This is a genomic window from Microbacterium sp. NPDC087592 (assembly GCF_044743585.1).
Taxonomy (GTDB): Bacteria; Actinomycetota; Actinomycetes; order Actinomycetales; family Microbacteriaceae; genus Microbacterium.
The window spans coordinates 1,824,369-1,848,783 of the sequence record NZ_JBIUWT010000001.1 but is presented as its reverse complement, the minus strand read 5'-3'; the positions used below and the strand labels follow the sequence as shown (position 1 = coordinate 1,848,783).

The 24,415-nt window shown below is 68.8% G+C and carries 21 protein-coding genes; 13 read left to right on the top strand and 8 right to left on the bottom strand.

The genetic code is table 11. The features are described 5' to 3' along the window. The first annotated feature begins 121 nt into the window (after positions 1–121). Positions 122–625, top strand: a complete 504-nt coding sequence (locus ACIOTO_RS08765) for a hypothetical protein (protein WP_400857469.1) — start codon at positions 122–124, stop codon at positions 623–625. 66 nt (positions 626–691) lie between these two features. On the opposite strand, the gene ACIOTO_RS08760 is transcribed toward ACIOTO_RS08765, so the two are convergent. Then, positions 692–3,763: a GH32 C-terminal domain-containing protein gene (locus tag ACIOTO_RS08760; RefSeq protein ID WP_400857467.1), complete on the bottom strand. Its 3,072-nt coding sequence runs from the start codon at positions 3,761–3,763 to the stop codon at positions 692–694. A gap of 134 nt (positions 3,764–3,897) precedes the next feature. Then, on the bottom strand, positions 3,898–4,938 hold the full coding sequence (locus tag ACIOTO_RS08755; protein WP_400857466.1) for a LacI family DNA-binding transcriptional regulator: 1,041 nt from the start codon (positions 4,936–4,938) through the stop codon (positions 3,898–3,900). 115 nt (positions 4,939–5,053) lie between these two features. Here ACIOTO_RS08755 and ACIOTO_RS08750 point away from each other — a divergent pair, with 115 nt between their 5' ends. The 5 genes from ACIOTO_RS08750 to ACIOTO_RS08730 all read left to right on the top strand — a co-directional run bounded on the left by ACIOTO_RS08750 (position 5,054) and on the right by ACIOTO_RS08730 (position 9,294). Beyond that, the gene (locus ACIOTO_RS08750; RefSeq protein WP_400857465.1) at positions 5,054–6,163 is read left to right on the top strand and encodes a substrate-binding domain-containing protein; all 1,110 of its coding nucleotides are present in this window, start codon (positions 5,054–5,056) and stop codon (positions 6,161–6,163) included. A 74-nt stretch (positions 6,164–6,237) separates the two neighbouring features. Next, on the top strand, positions 6,238–7,269 hold the full coding sequence (locus tag ACIOTO_RS08745; RefSeq protein WP_400857464.1) for an ABC transporter permease: 1,032 nt from the start codon (positions 6,238–6,240) through the stop codon (positions 7,267–7,269). Continuing rightward, the gene (locus ACIOTO_RS08740; RefSeq protein WP_400857463.1) at positions 7,266–8,066 is read left to right on the top strand and encodes an ATP-binding cassette domain-containing protein; all 801 of its coding nucleotides are present in this window, start codon (positions 7,266–7,268) and stop codon (positions 8,064–8,066) included. Before ACIOTO_RS08745 ends, ACIOTO_RS08740 begins: the two co-directional genes overlap by 4 nt. Beyond that, positions 8,063–8,371, top strand: coding sequence for a putative quinol monooxygenase (locus ACIOTO_RS08735; protein WP_400857462.1), 309 nt, complete (start codon positions 8,063–8,065; stop codon positions 8,369–8,371). The genes ACIOTO_RS08740 and ACIOTO_RS08735 overlap by 4 nt, the downstream gene beginning before the upstream one ends. After that, a complete protein-coding gene (locus ACIOTO_RS08730) occupies positions 8,368–9,294 on the top strand; it encodes a carbohydrate kinase (RefSeq protein WP_400857461.1) in 927 nt (308 codons plus the stop codon). The genes ACIOTO_RS08735 and ACIOTO_RS08730 overlap by 4 nt, the downstream gene beginning before the upstream one ends. A 19-nt stretch (positions 9,295–9,313) precedes the next feature. Here the strand turns inward: ACIOTO_RS08730 and ACIOTO_RS08725 are convergent, their stop codons facing one another. Next, positions 9,314–10,039 (bottom strand): 2-oxo acid dehydrogenase subunit E2, encoded by a 726-nt coding sequence (locus ACIOTO_RS08725; RefSeq protein ID WP_400857459.1) that lies wholly within the window; start codon positions 10,037–10,039, stop codon positions 9,314–9,316. A gap of 117 nt (positions 10,040–10,156) precedes the next feature. Here ACIOTO_RS08725 and ACIOTO_RS08720 point away from each other — a divergent pair, with 117 nt between their 5' ends. The 7 genes from ACIOTO_RS08720 to ACIOTO_RS08690 all read left to right on the top strand — a co-directional run bounded on the left by ACIOTO_RS08720 (position 10,157) and on the right by ACIOTO_RS08690 (position 18,028). Beyond that, positions 10,157–11,587 (top strand): MFS transporter, encoded by a 1,431-nt coding sequence (locus ACIOTO_RS08720; protein ID WP_400857458.1) that lies wholly within the window; start codon positions 10,157–10,159, stop codon positions 11,585–11,587. Between the two features lie 147 nt (positions 11,588–11,734). Then, on the top strand, positions 11,735–11,947 hold the full coding sequence (locus ACIOTO_RS08715; RefSeq protein WP_091032028.1) for a heavy-metal-associated domain-containing protein: 213 nt from the start codon (positions 11,735–11,737) through the stop codon (positions 11,945–11,947). Next, positions 11,944–12,906, top strand: coding sequence for a heavy-metal-associated domain-containing protein (locus ACIOTO_RS08710; protein ID WP_400857457.1), 963 nt, complete (start codon positions 11,944–11,946; stop codon positions 12,904–12,906). The genes ACIOTO_RS08715 and ACIOTO_RS08710 overlap by 4 nt, the downstream gene beginning before the upstream one ends. A 72-nt stretch (positions 12,907–12,978) precedes the next feature. Beyond that, complete coding sequence (locus ACIOTO_RS08705; protein ID WP_400857456.1) at positions 12,979–15,249, top strand: heavy metal translocating P-type ATPase; 2,271 nt, start codon at positions 12,979–12,981, stop codon at positions 15,247–15,249. 54 nt (positions 15,250–15,303) lie between these two features. After that, positions 15,304–15,579, top strand: a complete 276-nt coding sequence (locus tag ACIOTO_RS08700) for a YHS domain-containing protein (RefSeq protein ID WP_167632733.1) — start codon at positions 15,304–15,306, stop codon at positions 15,577–15,579. Positions 15,580–15,593: 14 nt separating this feature from the next. Beyond that, a complete protein-coding gene (locus ACIOTO_RS08695) occupies positions 15,594–17,687 on the top strand; it encodes a heavy metal translocating P-type ATPase (protein ID WP_400857455.1) in 2,094 nt (697 codons plus the stop codon). 29 nt (positions 17,688–17,716) lie between these two features. Beyond that, complete coding sequence (locus ACIOTO_RS08690) at positions 17,717–18,028, top strand: metal-sensitive transcriptional regulator (protein ID WP_091032040.1); 312 nt, start codon at positions 17,717–17,719, stop codon at positions 18,026–18,028. Between the two features lie 70 nt (positions 18,029–18,098). On the opposite strand, the gene ACIOTO_RS08685 is transcribed toward ACIOTO_RS08690, so the two are convergent. The 5 genes from ACIOTO_RS08685 to ACIOTO_RS08665 all read right to left on the bottom strand — a co-directional run bounded on the left by ACIOTO_RS08685 (position 18,099) and on the right by ACIOTO_RS08665 (position 24,336). Continuing rightward, positions 18,099–20,072, bottom strand: coding sequence for a twin-arginine translocation signal domain-containing protein (locus tag ACIOTO_RS08685; protein ID WP_400857453.1), 1,974 nt, complete (start codon positions 20,070–20,072; stop codon positions 18,099–18,101). An 80-nt stretch (positions 20,073–20,152) separates the two neighbouring features. Then, positions 20,153–21,016, bottom strand: coding sequence for a carbohydrate ABC transporter permease (locus tag ACIOTO_RS08680; RefSeq protein WP_081859916.1), 864 nt, complete (start codon positions 21,014–21,016; stop codon positions 20,153–20,155). After that, positions 21,006–21,935, bottom strand: coding sequence for a carbohydrate ABC transporter permease (locus tag ACIOTO_RS08675; protein WP_081859917.1), 930 nt, complete (start codon positions 21,933–21,935; stop codon positions 21,006–21,008). Before ACIOTO_RS08675 ends, ACIOTO_RS08680 begins: the two co-directional genes overlap by 11 nt. Positions 21,936–21,939: 4 nt before the next feature. Then, positions 21,940–23,229, bottom strand: coding sequence for an ABC transporter substrate-binding protein (locus ACIOTO_RS08670; RefSeq protein WP_400857452.1), 1,290 nt, complete (start codon positions 23,227–23,229; stop codon positions 21,940–21,942). A 72-nt stretch (positions 23,230–23,301) separates the two neighbouring features. Beyond that, a complete protein-coding gene (locus tag ACIOTO_RS08665; RefSeq protein WP_091032048.1) occupies positions 23,302–24,336 on the bottom strand; it encodes a LacI family DNA-binding transcriptional regulator in 1,035 nt (344 codons plus the stop codon). Between the last annotated feature and the right edge of the window lie 79 nt (positions 24,337–24,415).

Below are 24,415 nucleotides of genomic sequence, written 5' to 3'. Positions count from 1 at the left end.
TTCCTCTTCTCCCCGCCTCGGCGCCCGCGAGATCGCTCATTCCGCGCAGGATTCGCGCGCGGTGCGCCGACTTCGCCCCCTCGCCGCCGACGGCCGTCATCACACTTCTACGTTGATGCGCGTGACCGACGAGAACACGAAGAACCGGGACGTTTCGCGCCGCACGCTCGTCAAGGGCGCCGCCTGGTCCGTCCCGATCATCGCCGCAGCCGTGGCGACCCCGCTCGCGGCTGCGTCGTTCACCGATGTGGGCGCCTTCGCCCTCCGCGGCAACTGCGGCGTGCTGGGAGTCCTCGGACCGGGGTTCACGCTTCAAGCCGGACCGACCGCCCCTTTACCCGTCGGCACCACCGTCACCATCGTCGGCTCCGGTATCGCGAACATCGGAGCCTTCGGCGCCACCGGGGGCACCGCCAACATCGCGGTCCTCTCCGGCACGAGCAGACTGATCACCCTCACCGCCGAACTCCCCGCGGGCGCGACGATCGCCTACCGCACGACGCTGTCGATCAGTGTCGCTTTCCAGCTCAACGCCGTCGCGACGCTGCCCACGGGCTACAGCGGCTCCAGCGCGAAGACAGGCGCCAGCGTCAGCTCCACGCTCATCCTCTGCTCGGGCACCTGACCGGAGCGCCGCAGGCCGGCGGCGTGTGGGACGCAGATTCACTACGCCCCACACGCCGACACGGCGTCAGCGGAGACGACTCCGGCGGCGATGCCGCAGAAGTGCCGCACCGGTGAGGACGGTCAGGACGCCCGCCGCCAGCAGCATCCACGGCTCGGCACCGGTGTTCGCCAGACCGCCCGGCAATCCGCTGCCGCCGCCGTCCGGGTCCACGACCGCACCGCCGCCGGTCCCGCCACCGGTCCCGCCGCCGGTTCCCCCGCCGTCTCGCGCGGTGACCGTCAGCGGCGCCGACAGCTCGGTGCCGTCCGCTCGCAGCACCACGAGCGTGTGCGCCCCGACCGGCACGGCCGCGGGAATCGTCACCTGCTGACGGAAGTCTCCGTTCCCGTCGGCCGTCGCCGCCCCGAGCGAGACCGGGTCCGACCTCAGCTCGAGCTTCACACCGGCCCCGGGCGCGAACCCGGTACCCGAGACGGCGACCGTGCCACCGGCCTTCACCGTCTTGCTGCTGAGCGTGATCGCCGCCTCATCCACGGGATCGGGCACCTGCCACATGGTGGGCGTGAGCGGGGTGACCGTGATGTCCTCGATGGTGGCCGCGCCCCCGCGAGACCAGGCGGAGACGTCCGTGGCTCCCTCCTCGGGGAACACCTGATCGGTGATCGACAGCATCCCGTCGCCCGTGAACAGCTCGACGGACGCCCGATCCAGGTAGATCTCGAGCGTGACCGTGCCGTCGTCATCGAGCGGGAGTGGAGCGTCGGAGATCGACGCGAACGACGGGTGGAAGCCGACGTTGCCGGAGTTCGTCCGGTCGACGAAGAGCCTGCCGGATCGGGTGTCGTAGCCGATCTGCGTTCCCTTCTTCCCGTCGGAGAACACCGTGATCCCCGCCGCATCCGCATCGCCCGGGCGCAGCGTCACGTCGAGCTTCGCCACCTCGGCGGCCAGCCCGAGTGCCGTGTCACCATCGACCGCGACATCGCTGAGGGTCTCGGCCGCCTTCGTGTCGAGCTGCCCGTCGATCTGCGAGACCACCTGCTGGCGCAGCCGCGGCCCGTCTGCCGTGTCGGTCAGCACGACCTCTCGCGGCAGGCTCATCGAGCCGCGCCACGTCGAGGTCGGGATGTCACCGGCGTAGTCCCAGTTGTTCATCCAGCCCTGCATGATCCGGGATCCCGACGGCGTGCCGAAGTACGACACCGCGGCGTAGTAGTCGCGTCCCCAGTCGAGCCAGTCGTATCCCTCGAGCGCGGTCGGGACCGGCGCGTCCGAGAAGGTCACCTGGTCGAACAGGATGTGCCCCCACCCCTGCCGGTTGTTGTCGACCGCGCGGATCGTCGCCTGCGTGCCCCGGAACTCCTCGACGTCCCACGACGCCCAGTCGAGGTTCTCGCTGTTCGAGCCGGTGGCGCTGCGCACCACGTCGCCGTCGACGATCAGGTTCACGCTCGTCTCGTTCGACCGCTTCCTCGACTCCTCGTCGCCGATCACGAGCTGGTCGAAGGTCAGATGCCCCCACCCGCCGGTGGCCTCGTCGCGGATGCGCAGCTGCGCGTCGCGACCGTCGAAGTCGGACACGTCCCAGGAGACCCAGTCGAGCTCGCCGCCGTCGCGTCCGGTCGCGGTGCGCACCGCCTCGCCGTCGACGACCAGCTCCGCCTGGAGCGTTCCGTCGTCCCGGCGGCCACCGCCGATCAGGAACGAGGCGTAGTCGCCGTCGATCGTGAAGGCCGGCGAGGTCATCGTGCCGACGTTCGCGTCGCCGCTGGGGCCGCCCTCGAACGTGTTCACGCGCTTCTCGCCCAGGTAGTACTCCCCGCCCTGGGTCGCGGGGTTCCGCGCCGGATCGACGGCGAAGTCGCCCGTGAGCTCCCAGCCCGTGCTCTGCAGCGTCTCCCCTTCGGGCAGCTCGAAGTCGAAGATCGTGCGCCCCTCGGGTGGCTCATTGCCGATCTGGCCACCCGGGACGTGCGGATGCTTGCCCCCGCCGACGAGCAGGTTGATGTAGTCGTCCTCGACGGTGAACTCGGGTGATTCCAGGGTGCCGATCGCCCAATCGTGGTCGAGGAAGCTGTTGGCGAGCCCCTCCCCGACGAATCCCGTGACCGGACTCTGCCCCTCCAGCGCGCCCGTCGCCGGCACACTTCCCCACGGCCCGTTCGCCCAGTTCCCGGGCTCGTTGGACGCGGTCCAGCCGTCGTAGTCGCCGTCGTCGAAGCCCGCGAACGTCGTGCCCGCCGGCAGCTCCCCCGGACCGTCGGTGGTCTCGGAGGTGAAGGTCACGCCGTCGAACTCGCCGACGAAGTACTGCCCTCCGCTTCCACCGTTGACCGCACCGGGGTTGAGATTGACCACCATGACCCACTTGGTGTTCTCCGGGTCGCCGTCGACCGGCAGCTCGAACAGGTCGGGGCATTCCCAGATTCCGGCCGTCGAGTTCGCGGGTCCGAAGTCGGACAGGTGCTCCCACGACTTGAGGTCGGTGCTCTTGTACAGGACCACCTTGTGCTCGAGTGCTTCGACCGTCGTCATGACCCAGTACGAACCGGCCGGCCCGTCGTACCAGAACACCTTCGGGTCGCGGAAGTTCGCCGAGTTCCGATCCAGCACGGGGTTGCCGTCGTACTTGGTCCAGGTCTGTCCGTCGTCGAGGCTGTACGCGAGCGACTGGGCCTGGAGCCCCGCGTGCTCCGGGTGCTTGGCCGTGTACGCGGAGGTGTAGATCGCGACGAGCGGCTTCGACCCGGCCGGACCGAAGCCGGCCGAGTTGTCCTCGTCGACGACGATCGACCCCGAGAAGATGTCCTCGATGGAGTCGCCGTCCTCATCGAACGTCTGCCCGATCGCCAGCGGCTGCTCCTCCCAGTGCAGCAGATCCGACGAGGTGGCGTGCCCCCAGCTCATGTTCCCCCACCGCGTTCCGGCCGGGTTGTGCTGGAAGAAGAGGTGATACGTGCCGTCGACGTAGATCATGCCGTTCGGGTCGTTCATCCAGTTCTTCTCGGGCGAGAAGTGGATCAGCGGACGGTACTGCTCATCCCCCGGCTGAGGTTCGGCGGCCGCTGCGGGGAGCACGCAGCCGAGTGCCAGCATCGCGCTCACCGCCCCGCCGATGATGATGCTTCCGGGCATGCGGGACTGCGTCCGACGCGGACGTCTGGGTTCAGGCAACGGTTCGCTCTCCTTCGTGCGATCAGGGGATTGACATCGATGTCAACCGTTGATGCAGGAGCTTAGGGGGTCGCCGCCGAGAAGCGCAACAGCGATCAGGAGGTCGACTGCGGAGCGATCTCGCCGCTTCCTCGCGGGATCAGCGCGACCGGGACGACGGTCTTCGCCGGGGCGTCGTCGTCGTCACCGAGGAGCGCGAAGAGCCTCTCCGCCGCCAGAGTTCCCATGCGCTGCGGGTCTTGCGCGACCACGGTCACCCCCGGATCCATGAGGTCGGCGAGCGCGACGTCGTCGAAGCCGACGAGGGCGGTCGACCGGGAGAGACCGGCGGCGCGGAGCGCGTGCACAGCTCCGATCGTGATGAGGTTCTGTGCGCTGAAGACCGCGGTGGGCGGGGCGTCCGACGCGAGGAGATCGGCGAGCGCGGCCTGCGCATCCTCCGCATCGCGCAGGCCCGTGACGATCAGTTCCTCCGCCACCGGCACGCCGGTCTCGGCCAGGGCATCGAAGTAGCCCTGCCGACGCTCGCGGGCGGTGATGAGGTCGAGCCGGTCGGTGAGCAGCGCGATGCGCCGATGCCCGTGCGCGAGCAGGTGCGCCGTCGCGGCAGCCGCCCCCGCGCGGTTGTCGCTGGCGACGCTGTCGACCTCGGGCTCCACCGGCTCGCGGTCGACGTAGACGACGGGCAGGCCGCGCTCGCGGAGCAGGGGCAGATACTCGGGGTGATCACTGGCCGTGGTGAGGATCAGTCCGTCGACGCGGCGCTGGAGGAACGCTCGCACGGCCTCCGATTCCCGACCGGCATCGTCATCCATGCTCGAGGCGAAGACGGCGACGCCGCGGGCGGATGCGATGTCTTCGACGGCCCGATGGATGGCGCCGGCGAACGGGTTGTCCACGCTCCCCACCAGGAGCCCCAGGGTGCGGGTGCGCCCATCGGCGCGGCGCAGACTCCCCGCCTGCAGGTCGAGCTGGTAGTCGAGTTCGCGAACCGCGTTCCACACCCGTTCCGCGGTGGCCTCGGTCACGTTCGGCTCGTCGTTGATCACGCGGGACACCGTCTTGACCCCGACGCCTGCGAGCGCGGCGACGTGCTTCATCGTCGCGCGGGGCCGGTGTGCCGGAGTTGTCGACATCGATGTCACGCTTGAGTCTCATTTCCTGAAGGGTGACTTGACTCTACTTGAGCGATCGACTAGAACTGCCCTTGACATCGTTGTCAACCGGGCGACGACGGCCGAGAGGAACTCAATGACGAAGCACACCCCACGATTCACCCGCGCCGTTCTGGCCGCGGTCTCGGTGTCGGCAGGTCTCGCGCTGACGCTGACCGGCTGCTCCGGCGGCACGAACGCCGGCGGCGGCTCCGATGACGACACGATCGGCGTCTCGCTCATCGTGAAGACCAACTCCAACCCGTTCTTCGTGGCGATGCAGGACGGCGCCAAGGCCGCGGCCGAGAAGGACGGCGTCTCGCTCACCCTCGCCGCCGGCAAGGAAGACGGCGATGAGGACACCCAGATCCAGGCCATCGAGGCCGCGATCTCCAAGGGCGACAAGGGCATCCTGATCACCCCCAACGGCCCGGCCGTGCTCGACGCGATCGACAAGGCCCGCGACGCGGGGATCTTCGTGATCGCCCTCGACACCGCACCCGACCCCGCCGACGCCGTGGACATCACGTTCGCGACCGACAACTTCCTCGCCGGCCAGTACATCGGCCAGTGGACTGCGGCGACGCTCGACGGTGAAGACGCCGTGATCGGAATGATCGACCTGTTCGACGACAAGGCCGTGAGCGTGGACTACAACCGCGACCAGGGCTTCCTCGACGGCATGGGCATCGAGCTCGGCGACGACCAGGTCAACGGCGACGAGGAGTCCGACGGCTCCTACAGCGGCGGCAAGGGCGGCTCGTACACGCTCGTCGGCAACGAGGCGTCGCAGGGCGCCGAAGACGGCGGGCGCACCGCGATGGAGAACCTCCTCGCCAAGAACTCCGACATCAACGTCGTCTACACGATCAACGAGCCCGCCGCCTACGGCGCCTACCAGGCTCTGGAAGCCGCAGGCAAGAGCAAGGACGACGTCCTGATCGTCTCGATCGACGGCGGCTGTGCCGGTGTCGGTCAGGTCGAGGACGGGATCATCGACGCGACCAGCCAGCAGTACCCGGTGAAGATGGCCGAGCTGGGCGTCCAGGCGATCGTCGACCTCGTCAACGACGGCACGAAGCCTGCGAACTCCGAAGGCCTCGACTTCTTCAACACCGGCGTCGAGCTCGTGACCGACCAGCCCGTCGACGGCGTGAAGTCGATCGACACCGCCGAAGCCTCCGGCATCTGCTGGGGCGGCGAGTAAGCAGTACTCCTGCGGATGCCGCGGACCGCGCACCGGCCCGCGGCATCCCCGGAACGACCTACGGAAGTGACATCGTGACGCAAACAGCCCCCACATCCTCTCTGGATCTCGCCGCCGAGTTCCTCGACCACCGCACGCCGGTGGATCGCGTCCGCGGCGTCCTGCACCGATACCCGGCGATCAGCCCCGCCGTCGTGCTCGTCATCGCGGTGATCGTGTTCGGCGCGATCAACCCCCGCTTCTTCGCCGCGGCGAACCTCTCCCTCGTGCTCGACCAGGTCTCGGTCGTCGGCACCGTCGCCATCGCGCAGACCCTGATCATCCTCACCGCGGGCATCGACCTCTCGGTGGGTGCGCTGATGATCGGCACCTCGATGGTCATGGCGCAGACCGCCGCGAACAACGGCCTCCCCGCGCCCATCGCCCTGCTCGCCGGACTCATCGCCGCCCTCGCCGCGGGAGCCCTGAACGGTCTGCTCGTCACCCGCGTGAAGCTGCCTCCGTTCATCGCGACGCTCGGCACGTTCAACGTCTTCATCGCCCTGACGCTGCTGTACAGCGGCGGCCAGACGATCCGGAAGTCGGACATGCCGGACCTGCTCACCTGGACAGCCACGTCGCTGCCGCTCGGCGACGTCCGCCTCACCGTGGGCGTGCTGATCATGCTCGCGCTGTACGCCCTCGTCGCGTACATCCTCGGCCGCACCGCCTGGGGTCGCCACGTGTACGCCGTCGGCGACGACGCAGATGCCGCGCGCCTCGCGGGCATCTCGACCAGGAAGGTGCTGTTCAGCGTCTACATCGCGGCCGGCGCCATCCTCGCCGTCGCCGCCTGGATCCAGATCGGCCGGTCGGGAGCCGCCAGCCCCAACGCCGGCGCCGACCTCAACCTCGACTCCATCACCGCCGTCGTGATCGGCGGGACCTCGTTGTTCGGTGGCCGCGGCATCATCTGGGGCACGCTGCTGGGCGCGATCATCGTCGGCGTCTTCCGCAACGGCCTGTTCCTCGCCGGCGTCGACGGTCTCTACCAGACCCTCGCGATCGGCATCCTCGTCATCGTCGCGGTCGCCATCGACCAGTGGATCCGAAAGGTACGCAAATGAGCCAGACAGCGGAAGCCCTCTCACCGGCACCGTCCCCCACCGGCGTTCCCGTGCTCGAGGCCAAGCGCCTCGTGAAGACGTTCGGCCGCGTGGTCGGTCTCGACGGAGTCAGCCTGCAGCTGCACGCCGGCGAGGTCCTCGCGATCATCGGCGACAACGGCGCCGGCAAGTCGACGCTGATCAAGTGCCTCACCGGCGCGTACATCCCCGACGAGGGACAGCTGCTCCTCGACGGACAGCCGGTGCAGTTCAAGGGACCCCAGGACGCGCGCAACGCCGGGATCGAGACGGTCTATCAGAACCTCGCCGTCTCCCCCGCGCTCGACGTCGCCGCCAACCTGTACCTCGGGCGCGAGCGCCGCAAGCCCGGCATCCTCGGCTCCGTGTTCCGCGCGCTCGACACCGCGGGCATGCGCAAGGACGCCCGCGACCAGGTGCTGAAGCTCGGGATCTCGACGCTGCAGGACGTGACCGTCTCGGTCGAGAACCTCTCCGGCGGCCAGCGTCAGGCCGTGGCCGTGGCGCGAGCGGCCGCCTTCGGCTCGAAGGTGGTCATCCTCGACGAGCCGACCGCGGCCCTGGGCGTACGCGAGTCGAACCAGGTGCTCGAGCTGATCGAGAACCTGCGAGGCAACGGCGTGCCCGTCATCCTCATCTCCCACAACATGCCGCACGTGTTCCAGGTCGCCGACCGTATCCACATCCAGCGCCTCGGCAAGAAGGCCGCGACCATCACGCCGCAGTCGCACAGCATGACCGATGCCGTGGCCATCATGACGGGAGCAGCCCAGGCATGAGCGACAGCCAGGTCGTCCTCTCCGCCGAGTTCACGGCGCTGCCCGCCGCGGCCGACGAGGTCGACGCCCTGATCCAGGAGTATGCGGAGAGCGTGCGGGCCGAACCCGGCAACGAGACCTTCGAGGTCTATCGCAGAGCCGAGGACCCGCACCGTTTCGTCGTCTTCGAGCGGTATCGGGACCGGGAGGCGTTCGACGCGCACCTCGGCGCGGAGGCCGGGCGCGCGTTCAACGCCGCGCTCGTGCCGAGGATCGTGGAACCGCAGAGCATCCTCTCCTTCCTGACGCCCACCGGGCGTTCATGAGCCGTCACGTCCTCGTCATCGGAGAAGCTCTCGTCGATGTCGTCCATCGCGGAGATGGGCGCATCGACGAGAGCCCGGGCGGGAGTCCTGCCAACGTCGCGCTCGCGCTCGGTCGCCTCGGCGACACCGCGCACTTCCTGACCCAGCTCGGAGACGATCCGCACGGCCAGCAGGTGCGCGAGTGGCTGACGAAGGCGGGAGTCCGGGTCACCTCTTCGGCGACGACGCGGACGGCGACGGCGACCGCACACCTCGACGATTCCGGTTCGGCTCGCTACGAGTTCGACATCTCCTGGTCCCTGGATGAGGCCGCGCCGGCCGGCAGCGACGATGTCGGGATCGTGCACACCGGCTCCATCGCCGCTCTGATGGATCCCGGGGCCGCGGTCGTGCGCGCGCATCTCACGGCGATGCGGGAGACATCGTTGATCACGTACGACCCCAACGTGCGTCCAGCACTTCTCCCCGACCGCCGTCGGGCCGTCGCCGACGTGGAGAGCTTCGTGGGCCTCGCCGACCTCGTGAAAGCCAGCGACGAGGATCTCGCGTGGCTGTATCCCGGCATCGACCTCCTCGACGTCGCCCGGTCGTGGCTGCAGCAGGGGCCGTCCGTGATCGTGGTCACGAAGGGTGCGAGCGGAGCTTTCGCCGTGACCCGCGACGGCGTGACGCATGTCCCCGGCCGGCAGGTGGAGGTCGTGGACACGGTCGGGGCGGGTGACACCTTCATGAGCGCGCTCATCCACGGCCTCCTCGATCTCGGCCTCGATTCCGCGGAATCGCGCGAGAAGCTGCGCCGCATCGACGGCAGCTGCCTGGCCGAGCTCCTCCGCTTCAGCGCGCGGGCCGCAGCGGTCACCGTCTCCCGGCCGGGCGCGGATCCGCCCCTGCTCGGCGAGCTCGCCACGCTGGCTCCCGGCTGACCCGGGGAGGTCGCCCGAGTCAGGGTCGACGAAGTCGGTCAGGCCGCTCGAGGATGCCGGTGAGGGTGGCGAGGAACTTCGCTGCGAGGGCACCGTCGATGATCCGATGATCCGCGGTGAGGGTGTACCTGAGCAGTCGGCGAGCGACAGCGGCGCCGTCGACGAGCGCGACGTGCTCGGTCACCGCGCCGACCGCGAGCACTGCCCCCTGCGGCGGGATGATCAGCGCGGTGAAGTGCCCGACGCCGAACATCCCGAGGTTGCTGATGGTGAAGGTGCCATCGCTCAGGTCGGAGAGCTGGAGCTTGCGCTCCTTCGCCCGCGCAGCGAGGTCACGGGTCCGGCGGGAGATCTCGGTGACCGAGTCGTGGTCGACGTCGTGCAGCACCGGGATCATCAGCCCCGAGGGCGCGTCCACGGCGACACCGATATTGATGCGGTCATGAAGGAGCACCTGTCCGCGGCCCTCGTCCGAGTAGCTGGCGTTGATCTCGGGATGATCTGCGAGGGCCAGCGCTACGGCGCGCACGAGGAAGGCGTTCACGGAGAGCCTCTGCCCGGTGGGGGTCAGCTCCTGGTTGAACTCTTCTCGCAGGCTCAACAGCGCATCGACATCCGCCGTGGCGGTCACCGTGAAGCTGGGTATCGCCGCGCTCTCGGTGACGGTTCGCGCGATGGCGCGACGCATCGGGTCGAACGCGACAGCGCGCGTGCCGCGCCGGTCGGCCAAGGTGGTGTCGATCATCGTGTGCCTCCTGCACGTTCGGTCGGGCGTCTTCGCGGTGTTCAGCACCCCTACCCCCTATGGGTATAGGCTACACCGCGACCCGGACATCCCGGCGAGCTTCCAGGAGGAACGACCATGTCCACATCCAGACCCCTGTCACCCGCGAAGCGATGGCTCGGCCTCGTGCTGATCGCCACCGCGCAGTTCGTCGTGATCATGGACACGTCGATCATCGGCGTCGCCCTGCCCGACATCCAGAGGGCTCTCGGCTTCACCCCCGAGTCGCTGTCCTGGGTGTTCAACGCCTACGTCGTCGCCTTCGGCGGCCTGCTCCTGCTGGGCGGACGCCTCTCCGACGCATTCGGCGCCCGCAAGATCTTCGTGCTCGGCTGGATCGTCCTCATCGTCGGCTCGATCATGGCCGGAGCCGCCGGCACCGTCGGCGTCGAGATCGCCGGACGCGCCATCCAGGGTGCCGGATCCGCGATGATCGCTCCCGCGGCCCTGACGCTGCTCATGATGCTGTTCGGCGGCACCTCCGACCTCCCCAAGGCATTCGCCGTCTACGGAGCGGCCGCACCCATCGGCGGCACGGCCGGCGTCTTCCTCGGCGGAGTCCTGACCGAGTACGTGAGCTGGCCGTGGGTGTTCTACGTCACCGTGCCGATCGCGCTCCTCGTCCTCGCCTTCACCGGCACCGCCCTCCCCCGCACCGTCCGCAAGGCATCGGGCTCGATCGACATCGGCGGAGCCGTCACGGTGACCCTCGGACTCGCCGCCGTGGTCTACGCCGTCGTCAACGCACCGGAGATCGGCTGGCTCACCTGGTCGACCCTGGGGATGCTGGCGGCCGGCATCGTCCTGCTCCTGATCTTCTTCCTCATCCAGGCCCGCAGCCGCAACCCGCTGCTGCGCCTCGGCCTGCTGCGCGCCCCGCTGCTCGGAGCCGCGAACATCGCCCAGCTGATGCTCGGCGCCGCCTGGGTGTCGATGTGGTTCTTCCTGAACCTCTACCTGCAGCAGGTGCTCGGTGCGAGCGCGTTCGCCGCCGGAGCCGCACTGCTGCCGATGACCGGACTGGTCGTGCTCGTCATGATCGCACTGGCGCCCCGACTTCAGGAGCGGTTCGGCGCCAAGGCGCTGATCGTCAGCGGACTCCTCCTGCTGGCCGGCGGCCTGGCGTGGCTCGCCTTCATCCGACCGGACGGCACCTACGTCGTCGACGTGCTCCCCGCCTCGCTGCTCGCCGCTCTCGGCATGTCGCTGGCGTTCGTCCCGTCGCTCGGCACCGCCATCAACGCGGCACCTCCGGCGGAGACCGGCGTGGCCTCCGGGCTGGTCAGCACCAGCTACCAGATCGGATCCGCTCTCGGACTCGCCGTGCTCACGGCGATCGTCTACGGCATCGCCGGCCACGACTCCACCACGGTCGAGCTCACGCAGGGATACTCCGCCGCCTTCATCGGCGCGGCGATCCTCGCCCTGCTGGGAGCGATCATCACGGCGATCGCCATGAGGAAGCCCCGGGCCTCCGCCTTCGCCTCCGAGGAGTCGGTATCGGCCTGATCCCCGGCTCTCCGACGACGACCAGTGACCCCTGACCAGTACTGGCCGGGTCCGCACAACGGATCCGGCCGGTTGAGGAATACCCCTCATGGGTATACCGTTGTCACTGATACCCGGTACGGGTACTGATCGAGAAGAGGATACGCGATGACCACGAACGAATTCCAGGTGACCGGGATGACCTGCGGACACTGCGAGATGTCGGTCCGCGAAGAGGTCGCCGAGGTCCCGGGCGTCGAAGACATCCAGGTGAGTGCGCAGACGGGCGTGCTCCTCGTCACCGGCTCCGACTCCGTCGATGACGCGCAGATCCTGGCCGCCGTCGCCGAGGCCGGGTACTCGGCGGTGCGGAAGGCATGAACGCCGGGGCGCGGCTCGCCCTGTACGGGGCGGGGGTGGTGGTGGCGTTCGGCGCGGCATTCGGCCTCGCCCAGGTCGTCATCCCCCCGAGCGTTGTCACTGAGTGGACGAAAGGTACGGAGATGGAAGAGCACGGAGCACACGGCGCAGCCGCGCCCACGGAGGATGCGGCGAGCGCAGCAGCGGACACCCTCAAGGGACTCTCGCTGAGCCTCGAAGGATACGCACTGTCTCCGGTCGAGGCACCGGCGGGGGCGGACGAGCCCGGCGAGCTGAGCTTCCAGATCCGCGACGCGCACGGCACCCCGGTCACGGAGTACACGACCGCGCACGACAAGGACCTGCACCTGATCGTGGTGCGTTCCGACGGAAGCCAGTTCCGTCACGTGCACCCCACGCTGGACGAGGCCACGGGCACGTGGTCGCTGCCGTGGGAATGGGACGCCGCCGGCACCTACCGCGTCTTCGCCGACTTCACGCCGGCCGGCGCGGACGCCCCCTCGCTCACCCTCACGCAGACCGTGCAGGTCGCCGGCGAGTTCACGCCCGTCACACCCGAGCCGACGCAGGTCGCCGAGGTCGACGGTTTCACCGTGTCGCTCGACGGGGCACTCGAAGCCGGATCGGCGAGCGACCTGACCTTCACCCTCACGAAGGACGGCACTCCCGTGACCGGCCTCGAACCGTATCTCGGCGCCTTCGGCCACCTCGTCGCGCTGCGCGAGGGCGACCTCGCCTACTTGCACGTGCATGCCGCGGGTGACGAGCCCGAAGCCGGCGAGACATCCGGACCCGAGATCGCGTTCGCCGCCGAGGCTCCGACAGCGGGTCGCTACCTGCTGTACCTGGACTTCCAGGTCGACGGCACGGTGCACACCGCCGAGTTCGTGCTCGATGCCGCCGCCCCCGCAGGCGACGCACCGGCATCCGACGACGACGCGCACGACGACGGCCACTGAGCCTCGCACGACGCCCGGCCGCCGGCCATCCGCCGCGGCCCCGAGCAACAGTCACCGCAGAAAGAGAAGGACATGAGCACATCAGCACCCTCGAGCGTGGGGTCCGGCGTCGAGTTGGAGATCGGCGGGATGACCTGCGCCTCCTGCGCGATGCGGATCGAGAAGAAGCTCAACAAGCTCGAGGGCGTCGTGGCGACCGTGAACTATGCGACCGAGAAGGCGAAGGTCACGGTTCCCGACGGCTACGACCCGGCACTACTCATCGCCGAGGTCGAGAAGACCGGCTACTCGGCCGCACTGCCGGCACCGAAGGGCAAGCGCGCAGACGCCGGAGCGACCGGTGACGCCGAGGGCGAGGATCCGGAGCTGCGCTCGCTGCGCAACCGCCTGATCGGCTCCGTCGTGCTGACGGTGCCCGTGATCGCGATGGCGATGATCCCCGCGCTGCAGTTCATGTACTGGCAGTGGGCCTCTCTCGCCCTGGCTGCTCCCGTGATCATCTGGGCGGCGTGGCCGTTCCACAAGGCCGCGTGGACGAACCTCCGCCACGGCGCCGCGACGATGGACACGCTCATCTCGATGGGCACCTCGGCCGCGTTCCTGTGGTCGCTGTATGCGCTGTTCTTCGGAACCGCGGGCACGCCGGGCATGACGCACCCCTTCGAGTTCGCGCTGGCTCCCTCCGACGGCGCGGCCAACATCTACCTCGAGGTGGGTGCCGGGGTGACGATGTTCATCCTCGCCGGGCGCTACTTCGAGAAGCGCTCCAAGAAGCAGGCGGGTGCCGCCCTGCGGGCTCTCCTCGAACTCGGCGCGAAGGAAGTGGCCGTCCTGCGCGGCGGCGTCGAGACGAAGATCCCCGTCGAAGACCTGCAGGTGGGCGACGAGTTCATCGTGCGACCGGGCGAGAAGATCGCCACCGACGGCATCGTCGTCTCCGGCACTTCGGCCGTGGATGCATCCATGCTCACGGGCGAGGCCGTGCCGGTCGAGGTCGCCGAGGGCGACTCCGTCACCGGCGCCACGACGAACGTCGGCGGTCGGCTCGTGGTGCGGGCGACCCGCATCGGCTCGGACACGCAGTTGGCGCAGATGGCGCAGCTCGTCGAAGACGCGCAGACCGGGAAGGCCGAGGTGCAGCGGCTCGCCGACCGCATCTCCGGCGTGTTCGTGCCCATCGTGATCGTGATCGCGGTCGTGGCGCTCGGCGGCTGGCTCGGCGCCGGATTCCCGGTGACCGCGGCATTCACGGCGGCCGTCGCCGTGCTCGTGATCGCCTGCCCGTGCGCGCTCGGTCTCGCCACCCCCACCGCGCTGCTGGTCGGCACCGGACGCGGCGCGCAGATGGGCGTGCTCATCAAGGGCCCGGAGGTTCTGGAATCCACCCGCAAGATCGACACCGTCGTGCTGGACAAGACCGGAACGGTCACGACCGGCAGGATGACCCTCGTCGACGTGTTCGTCGAGGACGGCACCGATCGCGCGGAGCTGCTCCGGATCGCCGGTGCACTGGAGGATGCCTCCGAGCACCCCATCGCGCAGGCCATCGCCAAGGGCGCGACGCAGGAGGTCGGCGCGCTGCCGACACCCGAGGACTTCGCGAACATCGAGGGCAAGGGCGTGCAGGGCGTCGTCGACGGTCATGCCGTGCTGGTGGGCCGTGACTCGCTCCTCGCCGAGTGGTCGCAGAAGCTCAGCCGCGAGCTCGCCTCGACGAAGGCGCGCGCCGAGGGCGAGGGCAAGACCGTCGTCGCGGTCGGCTGGGACGGGCAGGCACGAGGCATCCTCGTGGTGGCCGACACCGTCAAGCCCAGCAGCGCCGAGGCGATCGCCCAGTTCAAGGCGATCGGCTTGACCCCCATCCTGCTCACCGGCGACAACGAGGCGGTCGCCCGCCAGATCGCCGCCGAGGTGGGCATCGAAGAGGTGATCGCCGAGGTCCTCCCGAAGGACAAGGTCGACGTCGTCACCCGGCTGCAGCGCGAAGGGAAGACGGTCGCGATGATCGGCGACGGCGTCAACGACGCCCCCGCCCTCGCTCAGGCCGACCTCGGCCTCGCGATGGGCACGGGCGCGGACGTCGCGATCGAAGCATCCGACATCACCCTGGTGCGGGGCGACCTGCGCAGCGCCGTCGATGCGATCCGACTGTCGCGCAAGACCCTCGGAACCATCAAGACCAACCTGTTCTGGGCCTTCGCCTACAACGTCGCGGCGATCCCCGTCGCGGCGCTCGGGATGCTGAATCCCATGCTCGCCGGCGCGGCCATGGCGCTGTCCAGCGTCTTCGTCGTCGGCAACAGCCTGCGCCTGCGCGGGTTCAAGAGCATCGCCAAGCCCTGACGCACCTTCCGCCACCACCGACCCCCACCGAAGAATGAGAGAGGAATCACCCGCATGACGAACGACACCGAGGCACCCGCCAGCTGTTGCAGCACCACCGCAGTGAACCCCGCCGCAGCAGGAAACGGACGCGCGAACCTGCTGGCCGGCGGTGCGAGTGACGATCTGACGACCTGCCCGGTCATGGTCGGCAACCCGGTCAGCAAGAAGGCCGCAGAGGCGGCGGGCCTCTTCCGCGATCACGAGGGCGAGCGGTACCACTTCTGCTGCGCCGGATGCGGGCCGGCCTTCGACTCCGACCCCGCCAAGTACGCCGCCAACATGGCCTGAGAGAGGATGACCCCATGACCGATCCGCATGCGCACCACCACTCGCCCGCGCACTCGATGGATGCCCCGGAGCCTGCGCACGAGAACGACGGCGGTCATGGGGGTCACTCAGGTCACGGCGGGCACGCAGTTCACGGCGACCATGTCGGTCAGTTCCGTCGCCTGTTCTGGATCAACCTGGTCATCGCGGTTCCCGTGGTGGCATTCTCGCCGATGTTCGCGATGATCTTCGGCTACGAGGTCCCCGGGTGGGCGCGGTTCATCGCGCCGGTGCTGGGCACGGTCATGTACGTCTGGGGCGGCTGGCCCTTCCTCACCGGCGCCGTCAGCGAGCTCAAGTCGCGCAAGCCGGGCATGATGCTCCTCATCGGCCTCGCCATCACGGTGGCATTCCTCGCCTCGTGGGGCGCGACACTGGGGCTCCTCCATCACGAGCTCGAGTTCTGGTGGGAGCTCGCACTCCTCATCGTCATCATGCTGCTCGGCCACTGGATCGAGATGCGGTCGCTCGCGCAGACCACGTCGGCACTCGACTCGCTCGCCGCCCTGCTGCCGGATGAGGCCGAGCGCGTCGAGGGCGACACGGTCGTCACCGTCTCGCCTGCCGATCTCGTCGTCGGCGATGTCGTGGTCGTCCGTCCCGGCGGAAGCATCCCGGCCGACGGCCGCATCATCGACGGCACCGCGGCCATGGACGAGTCCATGGTCACCGGCGAGTCCCGACCGGTCACCCGCACCTCGGGCGACACCGTCACCGCGGGCACCGTCGCCACCGACTCCGGTCTGCGCGTCGAGATCACGGCCACCGGCGACGAGACCGCCCTGGCCGGCATCCAGCGACTCGTCACCGAGGCGCAGAACTCCTCCTCGCGCGCCCAGCGCATCGCCGACCGCGCGGCCGCGCTGCTGTTCTGGTTCGCCCTGCTCTCCGCCGCACTCACCGCCGTCATCTGGACCCTGGTCGGGAACCCGGATGCCGCCGTGGTGCGCAGCATCACCGTCCTCGTCATCGCCTGCCCGCACGCACTGGGCCTCGCGATCCCGCTGGTCGTGTCGATCGCGACCGAGCGCGCGGCCCGCGGAGGCGTCCTCATCAAGGACCGCCTCGCGCTGGAGAGCATGCGCACGGTCGATGCCGTGCTCTTCGACAAGACCGGCACGCTCACCAAGGGAGCACCCACGGTGACGGCCGTCGAGCCGACCGGCGACATCGACGCCGACCGGCTGCTGCTCCTCGCCGCATCCGCCGAGGCCGACAGCGAGCATCCTCTCGCCCGCGCCATCGTGCGGGCTGCCCAGGAGAAGGGCAGGACTCTCGCGAAGGCATCGGGCTTCACCTCGTCGCCCGCGGTCGGCGTGACGGCGTCGGTCGACGGCCGCGAGGTCCGCGTCGGCGGCCCGAAGCTCCTCGACGAGGTCGGCGGGCACGAGATCCCGGCCGCCGACGAGTGGCGGGACGAGGGCGCCATCATCCTGCACGTCGTGGTCGACGGACAGGTCGTGGGCGGGCTGAAGCTCGCCGACGAGGTGCGGCCGGAATCGCAGCAGGCCGTGGATGCCCTGCACCGGCTCGGCGTCGAGGTCGTCATGATCACCGGCGATGCCCAGGCCGTCGCCGAGTCGGTCGCCGCCGAGCTCGGCATCGACCGGGTGTTCGCCGGCGTGCGCCCCGAAGACAAGTCGAGGAAGGTCGCCGAGCTGCAGGCCGAGGGCAAGAAGGTCGCGATGGTCGGTGACGGCGTCAACGACGCTCCCGCCCTCGCCCAGGCCGACGTGGGCATCGCGATCGGCGCGGGGACGGATGTCGCCATCGCCTCGGCCGGCGTGATCCTCGCGAGCTCCGACCCGCGGTCGGTGGTCTCCGTGATCGAGCTGTCCCGCGCCGCGTACCGCAAGATGAAGCAGAACTTGTGGTGGGCGGCCGGCTACAACCTGCTCTCGGTTCCGCTCGCCGCCGGCGTGCTGGCGCCCATCGGATTCGTCCTGCCCATGTCGGTCGGGGCTATCCTGATGTCCCTGTCGACCGTCGTCGTGGCGCTGAACGCCCAGCTGCTGCGACGCATCGACATCACCCCCGAAGCGAGCACGCGCGCCGTCCTCGGCCGCTGAAACCCGATCATGCGACGAAGGAAGCAGAGATGACCCCCGAAGCGACGGCTGACGAACACGCCCACGGCTACATCACCGACAAGACCAAGTACCTGAACCGGATGCGCCGCATCGAGGGCCAGGCCCGCGGGATCACGAAGATGGTCGACGACGAGAAGTACTGCATCGACATCCTCACCCAGATCAGCGCGCTCACGAGCGCACTGCAGGCGGTGGCCGTCGGCCTTCTCGACGACCACCTCAAGCACTGCGTCGTGGACGCCGCTCGCATGGGCGGCGACGACGCCGACGCGAAGATCAAGGAAGCGTCGGACGCGATCGCGCGGCTCGTGCGGTCCTGAGCCGGACGGGGCGACGCCGCCGGCCCGCGTCGGCGCCGCGGAACCGCCGGCGCCGACGGGGACCCGGGGATCAGACCGCCGGCACGACCTTCAAGTCGACGGCGAGCGAGTTCGCGAAGCTGATCGTGAGGATCCGGTGCGTTCGGTTCCCGAGGTAAGACCGATCCATGGGCGCGTACTTCGCTTCGCGGTCCACACCCCAGTCGATGATGAACCTCATGCCGCCTCGAGTGACCGTGATCCCTCGGGTGACCGTGATGGTCTCCTGTCCGTACGGCGCCGGCGTGCCGTTGGCGAAGACCACCTGATCGTCGGTGCCGATGATGAGCGGGATGCGCTCGCGTGACGCTCCCGGCGTCATCAGCGCACGCCTGATCCCATCCGGGCGATGGGTCACATCCGTGGTGACGGCGCCGTCCGCGGTCACGTACCTGGTGGTGAAGGTACCCGTGTATCCGGTCAGGGCATCCGCCGGGATCACAGTGCCCGATGCGCTGGAGCCGGCATGATGCGTCGCCGTCACCGGACCCCGCGATGAAGCCGTCCCGACCGTGTCCGCGACGGTCGTCCAGTCATCCGGACCCGTGCTGTTCACGGTGAGGGCGAGCATCCCCGCGACGGGGTGCCAGAACGCGTTCGTCCCCATCCGCTGGAGCGAGTTCTGCCGCACGCCGTAGAGGCCGGCGGTGTAGTAGCCGGGGCGGCGGACGAACACATACTGCTGATCGAGGGTGCCCTTGCGCAGCTCGGTGAATGTGCTCTCGGCCCGATACCGCAGCGCGGCGACCTGGGCATCGCGCTGCGCCGCGGGCACCCCGATCGGCGCCTGCGGGACATGCATGTGCAGCCGTGGCGACGAATCCTGCTTCTGTCTCGGGGCCACGGGTGCCGACGAGGAGCTCCACGCGTTTCGCGCCTGCGTCTTCTCCTCCGCGCTCGCGTAGAAGGCACGCAGCGCGGGCACGTGCGGCAGCAGCGTCCGCGCGAGGGCGCTGCGATCCAGATCGTCCACGGGGGTGGTGACGAACGTCGCGACGATGTTGCGCGCACTCGTCCCGGAGAGGATGAAGCCTTCGTTCCGCCCGGGTTCCATGACGACGACGTACCCCCACCACGCGGCGAACCGCTCCGCCAGCTGGATGATCGACGGGTCAGGCAGCCTCTTGTAGAGGGCGCCGAGATCGGGCAGCATCACGTCGAAGTTGTATCCGGCATCCGGCGCGACGGGTTCGTGGAAGAACCCGGCCGGAGCCTGGCCGTCCTTCAGGATGATCTGCAGCCGGTTCGGAACGGAGGCGCTCACCGCGGGCTCGCCGAGGATGTGCGCCGCCTCGACCACTCCGGAGAGGCCGGCGACCACCTGATTGGCGAACTGCACCGGTCGATTCCAATGCGGACGCGAGGTGTCCACGAGCCAGGCCGAGCTCTTGCGGATGGCGTCACGGATCTGCAGACGGCGGTCGTGGAGCTCGCCCGCGGCGCGGAGGTCTCGGAGGACCGCGGCGAGCGCCACGGTTCCGAATCCGGTCGGCGACAGGTGATGCTCGGTCGGGGAGTACTCCGGGTACGAGCCGTCGGCGTGCTGCAGCGAGAGGTAGTGGCTGAGCGCCGCGTCGAGCCGTCCGAGGAGAGCGGGGTCACGGTAGTACGGGTTCCACGGGCGGTCGTTGGCGTAGAACCACGAGAGCGTCGCGACATGCTCCATGATGCGGGTGTTGTAGGGCTGGTTCGGAGTGCGCCACCAGCCGTCCTCCATCCATCCGTAGTTCGGCGCGACGTCCCGGACACTGTTGGCGAGCGGTGCGACGATCATCAGGTAGGCGGCCAGCACCTGCTCGTTCGGGGCGAACTGGGAGCGCACCGGCTGCCCGGCGGGGAGCGGCGCGACGAGCGGCAACACCGTGCCGGCCGATGTCGCCAGCGCAGGCGACGCCCCCGCGTTCCCTATGGCGAGCAGCGCCGCGGCGGCGCTCGCACCGACCAGGAAGTTTCTTCGGCTGAGCGCCGGCAGCATCTGCGGGCGGGTCTCATCCTCATGCATCATCTCGACTCCTTCGTCTCTGACCGGGGCATGGTGAGTGGCGACGACGCCCGGTCCGGGTCGTCGCTGTGGGGGAAGTCAGCTCATCCCTTGAGCCCCGTCTGGGCGAGGCCCTGAACGAACTGCTTCTGCGCGATGAGGAACACCACGAGGATCGGGACGACCGTGAGAGACGCTGCGCCGAGCTGCGTGTTCCACATCTGCTCGCCGTAGAAGTCCTGATAGCGGGTGATCGCGAGTCCGAGGGTGAACTTCTCGGGTGTGCGCAGGAAGATGAGCGCCTCGAAGTACATGTTGAACGAGCGCAGGAACGCCATGATCCCGACGGCCGCGATCGCCGGCGTCGCCAACGGGAGGGCGATGCGGAAGAACACCCCGGCCCGTGTGACGCCGTCCAGCCGGGCCGCTTCCTCGTAGTCCTTGGGGAAGCTGAGGAAGTGCTGCCGGAAGATGAACACGGAGACGACCGCGGTCGGCCCGAAGATCGGGAGGATGATGAGCGGCCAGTGGGTGTCGTTGAGCCCCATGGCGTTCACCGCCGTGAAGATCGGGATGATCGTCACCTCGGTCGGCACCATCATCGCCGCGAGCAGCAGGGTGAAGGCCGCGTTGCGCAGCGGGAACCGGATCCGCGCGAAGGCGTAGCCGGCCATCGCCGAGAGCAGGATCGACGACACGGTGACGATCGCCGCGATGTACATCGAGTTCCCGTACTGCTGCAGGAACGGCTGGGCGGTGAACACCTGCACGAAGCCGTCGAGGGTCCACTCCCTGGGCAGCAGCGTCGGCGGCTGGAGGAAGATCTCGTTCGCGGGCTTGAAGGACGAGAAGAACATCCACAGGGTCGGATACAGGAACGGCACCGACACCACGACGAGCAGGACGTAGAGCACGACGGTGTTGATCCTGGAGCGGCTGCGGGCCGCCTTCGACGTCTCAGACCTCATCGTGCACCCACTTGCGTCGCGTGGTCCACTGCAGCATCGTCAGGGCCAGGATGATGGCGAACAGCACGACACCGATCGCGCTGGCATAGCCGAACTGCTGGCTGACGAAAGCGGTGCGGTAGAGGAGGAACGGCAGGACGTTGGTCGAATCCCCCGGACCACCTCCGGTGAGCAGCTGCACGGGTGCGAAGACTTCGAGTGAGCCGATCGTGGTGAGGATGCCGGTGAGCAGGATCGTCGGAGCGATCATCGGCACGGTGATGGCCCAGAACGACCGCCACGGCGTCGCACCGTCGAGCTGGGCGGCCTCCCGGATCTCCTCGGGCACGCTCTGCAGCGCGGCGAGGAAGAGCACCATGTTCATGCCGACGCCCTTGAAGACCTGCACCACGACGAGCGAGATCAGGGAAGTGGAGGGATCTGCCAGCCAATTGGGGCCGTCGATCCCGAGCATCCGCAGCGCTCCGTTGATGCCGCCATCCGGGGCGAGGAGGAACCCCCAGGTCACCGACCAGGCGACGACCGACACCACGACGGGCGAGAAGAAGATCGTGCGGAATCCGGTGATGCCCTTCATCCGCCGATTGAGGAGCACGGCGAGGCTGATGGCGATCACGAGGTTCAGGATGAGGACGCCGGCACTGAACAGCAGGCTCGCGACGACAGAGGCGGAGAAGGTCGGGTCCGCGAAGAGACGCGAGTAGTTGTCGAGCCCGATGAACTCCATGCCGCCGGTGAGCGGACGCCATTCGTTGAAGCTGTACCAGATGACGAAGAGGAAGGGGACGACACCGAGGACGATGACGCCGAGGACCTGGGGCGCGACGAAGGCCACGCCGAGCCAGCGATCCCCGTCAGGACGGGGACGCCGGCTCGGCAGGGCTCTTCGATCGTTCGCCGCGACGGTGCGTGCGGTCACGCGGTCAGCCCTTGAGCGTCGGCGAGATCTGCTCGCAGATGCCGGTGACCGCGGTCTCGACGTCGCCGCCCGACCACACCGGGTCGAGACCCGCACGGACCTTGTCGGAGAACTGGGAGAGCACCGGGTGCTGCGGCTTGACCGAGGCGTCGGGGACCACGTCGATGATCGCCGACTGGATCTCTTCGGGCGAGAGCTTCGGCGCTGCCTGCGAGAGCGTCTCCACGTTGAGCAGGGACTCACGGGGCGGCGGGAAGAACTGCGCGAGGAGCTCGGCGTTCGTGGGGTTGGTCAGGTAGGCGAGGAAGCCTGCCGCCTGATCCTGGTTCTCACTGCGCTCGAGGACGCTCACGCCCGCCTGGCCGACGATCGGGTGGTACCCCTCCGGTCCCGCGGGCAGCGGGAGGAACGACCACTCGAAGCTGTCGTCGAGGCTCCCCGACTGGCTGAGCTGAGCGACGCTGAAGGCGACGTCACCGCTCGCAAATGCAGCGGGCGCCGCGTTGCCGGAGACGGCAGGGATCGCTCCCCTGTCGATCTGGTCCTGGTACCACGTGAGGTACTCGATCATCTCGGGAGAGGCGAACTCGCAGGTCGTACCGTCTTCGGACCACGGCGCGGCGCCCCATGCGTTCCCGAGCATGGTCACGGCACTCCAGTTCGTCGGGTTGAACGTGGGCACGTTCAGCCCTGTCGCTCCCGTCTCGCTGTTCACCGCCGCGGCGATGTCCGCGACCGTCTGCCACGTGTAGTCGGGGGTGCCCACGAGGGACTCGACGTCCGGCTGACCCGCCGCGGCGACGAGGTCGTCGTTGACGTAGAGCGCGAAGGGCGAGTTCGAGAACGGATACGCGTAGACGCCGCCGTCGTCGTCCTGCCACGGCGCGAGCGCGGCCGGGAGGATGTCGTCGAGGTCGTAGCCGTCGGCGTTCTCCAGGGTCTCGCGCACGTCGTGCAGGATCCCGGAATCGACGAACTCGGGGCCGCTCGCCTCCGGGATCCAGGCGAGGTCGGGAACGTCGCCGCCGGCGATCTGCGTCGTCAGCCCGGCGATGTAGTCCGGGTTCGTGACGGGTTCGAAAGTGATCGACGCGACCTCGTCACCGTGTTCTTCGACGTAGGCGTCGCCGATCTCCTGCAGCAGTGCCAGGTGACCTTCGTTGGAGGACCAGAGCGCCATCGTCAGGTCGACGGGACCTGAGGCGCCGCTGTCGGTACCGGCGCAGGCGCTGAGGGACACCGCCAGAATTCCGGTGAGCGCGATGGCAGCCCCTCGGGATCGGGTAGCTCGCATGAAGTACTCCTTCGGACTCATAACGCGCCTCGTAGCGCGCTGAAAGAAAAAGTACCAGAACTATCGAGAATATCAAGCAATATTTTCGGAAGCTTGCGGCGGGGCTGTCGACCCTCGCACGACGAGTTCCGTCGCGAGGTCGGTGTGGAAGGCCGGCGGCGCCGAGCCGAGCAGCAGCTTGTGGGCGACCTCCACCGCGTAGGAGCCCATCGCCTCGGACGGCTGCCGGATGGTCGTCAGCTGCGGGGCCGTCATCCGCGCGACGAGCTGGTCGTCGAAACCGATGACGCTGAGCTCGTCCGGGACGGACACGCCGGCGCGTCGCGCGGCCTCCAGAACCCCGGCCGCCTGCGCGTCGCTCGCCGCGAAGATCGCCGTCACCCGGTCCGCTCGGCCCAGCAGGGCCTCCCCCGCCTGCAATCCGGATTCGTAGGTGAAGTCGCCCTCTTCGATAATGTCGTCCCCGGGTTCGATCCCGGCCGAGGCGAGAGCGGCGAGATGTCCGTGCTTGCGAGCGATCGACGCCTGCGTGTCGGAGACTCCGCCGAGGAACCCGATGCGCCGATGCCCGAGCGAGAGCAGATGCTGCGTCGCTGCCATCCCCCCTGCGAAGTTCGTGGCGCCCACGGAGTACGAGTCGTTGTCCGGCAGCTGGTAGGTGTCGACCTCGACGAGGGGGACGCCGTTCTTCGCGAGCTTCGCCCGCTCCTGCGTCCTCAACCGCGACTTCAGCGCGATGACCGCGGTCGGACCGTTGCGCTTGGTCCGCTCGATCCAGCCGGCGGCGGGCGCCCCATCCGGAAGGTCGAGCAGCACGAGCTCGAGCCCGGCCTCGTGCGCCGCACGCATGGTGCCGCGCAGGATCTCGACCGTCAGCGGGGACGACATGCTCGAACTCGCGAGCACGACCACCACCGTCGCCAGATCACTCCGCGAGCGCTGCTTCGGCGACAGGTACTGCTTGTCGCGGAGCACCGACTCCACCCGCACGCGAGTGTCGGCAGCGACGTCGGGCGCCCCGTTCACGACCTTCGAGACGGTGGAGATCGAGACCCCCGCCTCACCCGCCACCTCGGCAAGCGATGGTCGACGCTCCTTCGCGCGCATGGGCACCCCTTCACTCAGTCAGCGTTCTGGAATTCTATGGCGAACCCGTCTCCTCTAGAGATTTTACTTGGACATGTTC

Excerpts from the sequence above, each read along its gene's own strand:
- ACIOTO_RS08685 (WP_400857453.1), bottom strand. The coding sequence starts at position 20,072 with ATGATGCATGAGGATGAGACCCGCCCGCAGATGCTGCCGGCGCTCAGC.
- ACIOTO_RS08700 (WP_167632733.1), top strand. The coding sequence starts at position 15,304 with ATGACGAACGACACCGAGGCACCCGCCAGCTGTTGCAGCACCACCGCA.
- ACIOTO_RS08710 (WP_400857457.1), top strand. The coding sequence starts at position 11,944 with ATGAACGCCGGGGCGCGGCTCGCCCTGTACGGGGCGGGGGTGGTGGTG.
- ACIOTO_RS08665 (WP_091032048.1), bottom strand. The coding sequence starts at position 24,336 with ATGCGCGCGAAGGAGCGTCGACCATCGCTTGCCGAGGTGGCGGGTGAG.
- ACIOTO_RS08715 (WP_091032028.1), top strand. The coding sequence starts at position 11,735 with ATGACCACGAACGAATTCCAGGTGACCGGGATGACCTGCGGACACTGC.
- ACIOTO_RS08740 (WP_400857463.1), top strand. The coding sequence starts at position 7,266 with ATGAGCCAGACAGCGGAAGCCCTCTCACCGGCACCGTCCCCCACCGGC.
- ACIOTO_RS08705 (WP_400857456.1), top strand. The coding sequence starts at position 12,979 with ATGAGCACATCAGCACCCTCGAGCGTGGGGTCCGGCGTCGAGTTGGAG.
- ACIOTO_RS08695 (WP_400857455.1), top strand. The coding sequence starts at position 15,594 with ATGACCGATCCGCATGCGCACCACCACTCGCCCGCGCACTCGATGGAT.
- ACIOTO_RS08730 (WP_400857461.1), top strand. The coding sequence starts at position 8,368 with ATGAGCCGTCACGTCCTCGTCATCGGAGAAGCTCTCGTCGATGTCGTC.
- ACIOTO_RS08690 (WP_091032040.1), top strand. The coding sequence starts at position 17,717 with ATGACCCCCGAAGCGACGGCTGACGAACACGCCCACGGCTACATCACC.
- ACIOTO_RS08720 (WP_400857458.1), top strand. The coding sequence starts at position 10,157 with ATGTCCACATCCAGACCCCTGTCACCCGCGAAGCGATGGCTCGGCCTC.
- ACIOTO_RS08755 (WP_400857466.1), bottom strand. The coding sequence starts at position 4,938 with ATGTCGACAACTCCGGCACACCGGCCCCGCGCGACGATGAAGCACGTC.
- ACIOTO_RS08680 (WP_081859916.1), bottom strand. The coding sequence starts at position 21,016 with ATGAGGTCTGAGACGTCGAAGGCGGCCCGCAGCCGCTCCAGGATCAAC.
- ACIOTO_RS08670 (WP_400857452.1), bottom strand. The coding sequence starts at position 23,229 with ATGCGAGCTACCCGATCCCGAGGGGCTGCCATCGCGCTCACCGGAATT.
- ACIOTO_RS08725 (WP_400857459.1), bottom strand. The coding sequence starts at position 10,039 with ATGATCGACACCACCTTGGCCGACCGGCGCGGCACGCGCGCTGTCGCG.
- ACIOTO_RS08750 (WP_400857465.1), top strand. The coding sequence starts at position 5,054 with ATGACGAAGCACACCCCACGATTCACCCGCGCCGTTCTGGCCGCGGTC.
- ACIOTO_RS08760 (WP_400857467.1), bottom strand. The coding sequence starts at position 3,763 with ATGCCCGGAAGCATCATCATCGGCGGGGCGGTGAGCGCGATGCTGGCA.
- ACIOTO_RS08735 (WP_400857462.1), top strand. The coding sequence starts at position 8,063 with ATGAGCGACAGCCAGGTCGTCCTCTCCGCCGAGTTCACGGCGCTGCCC.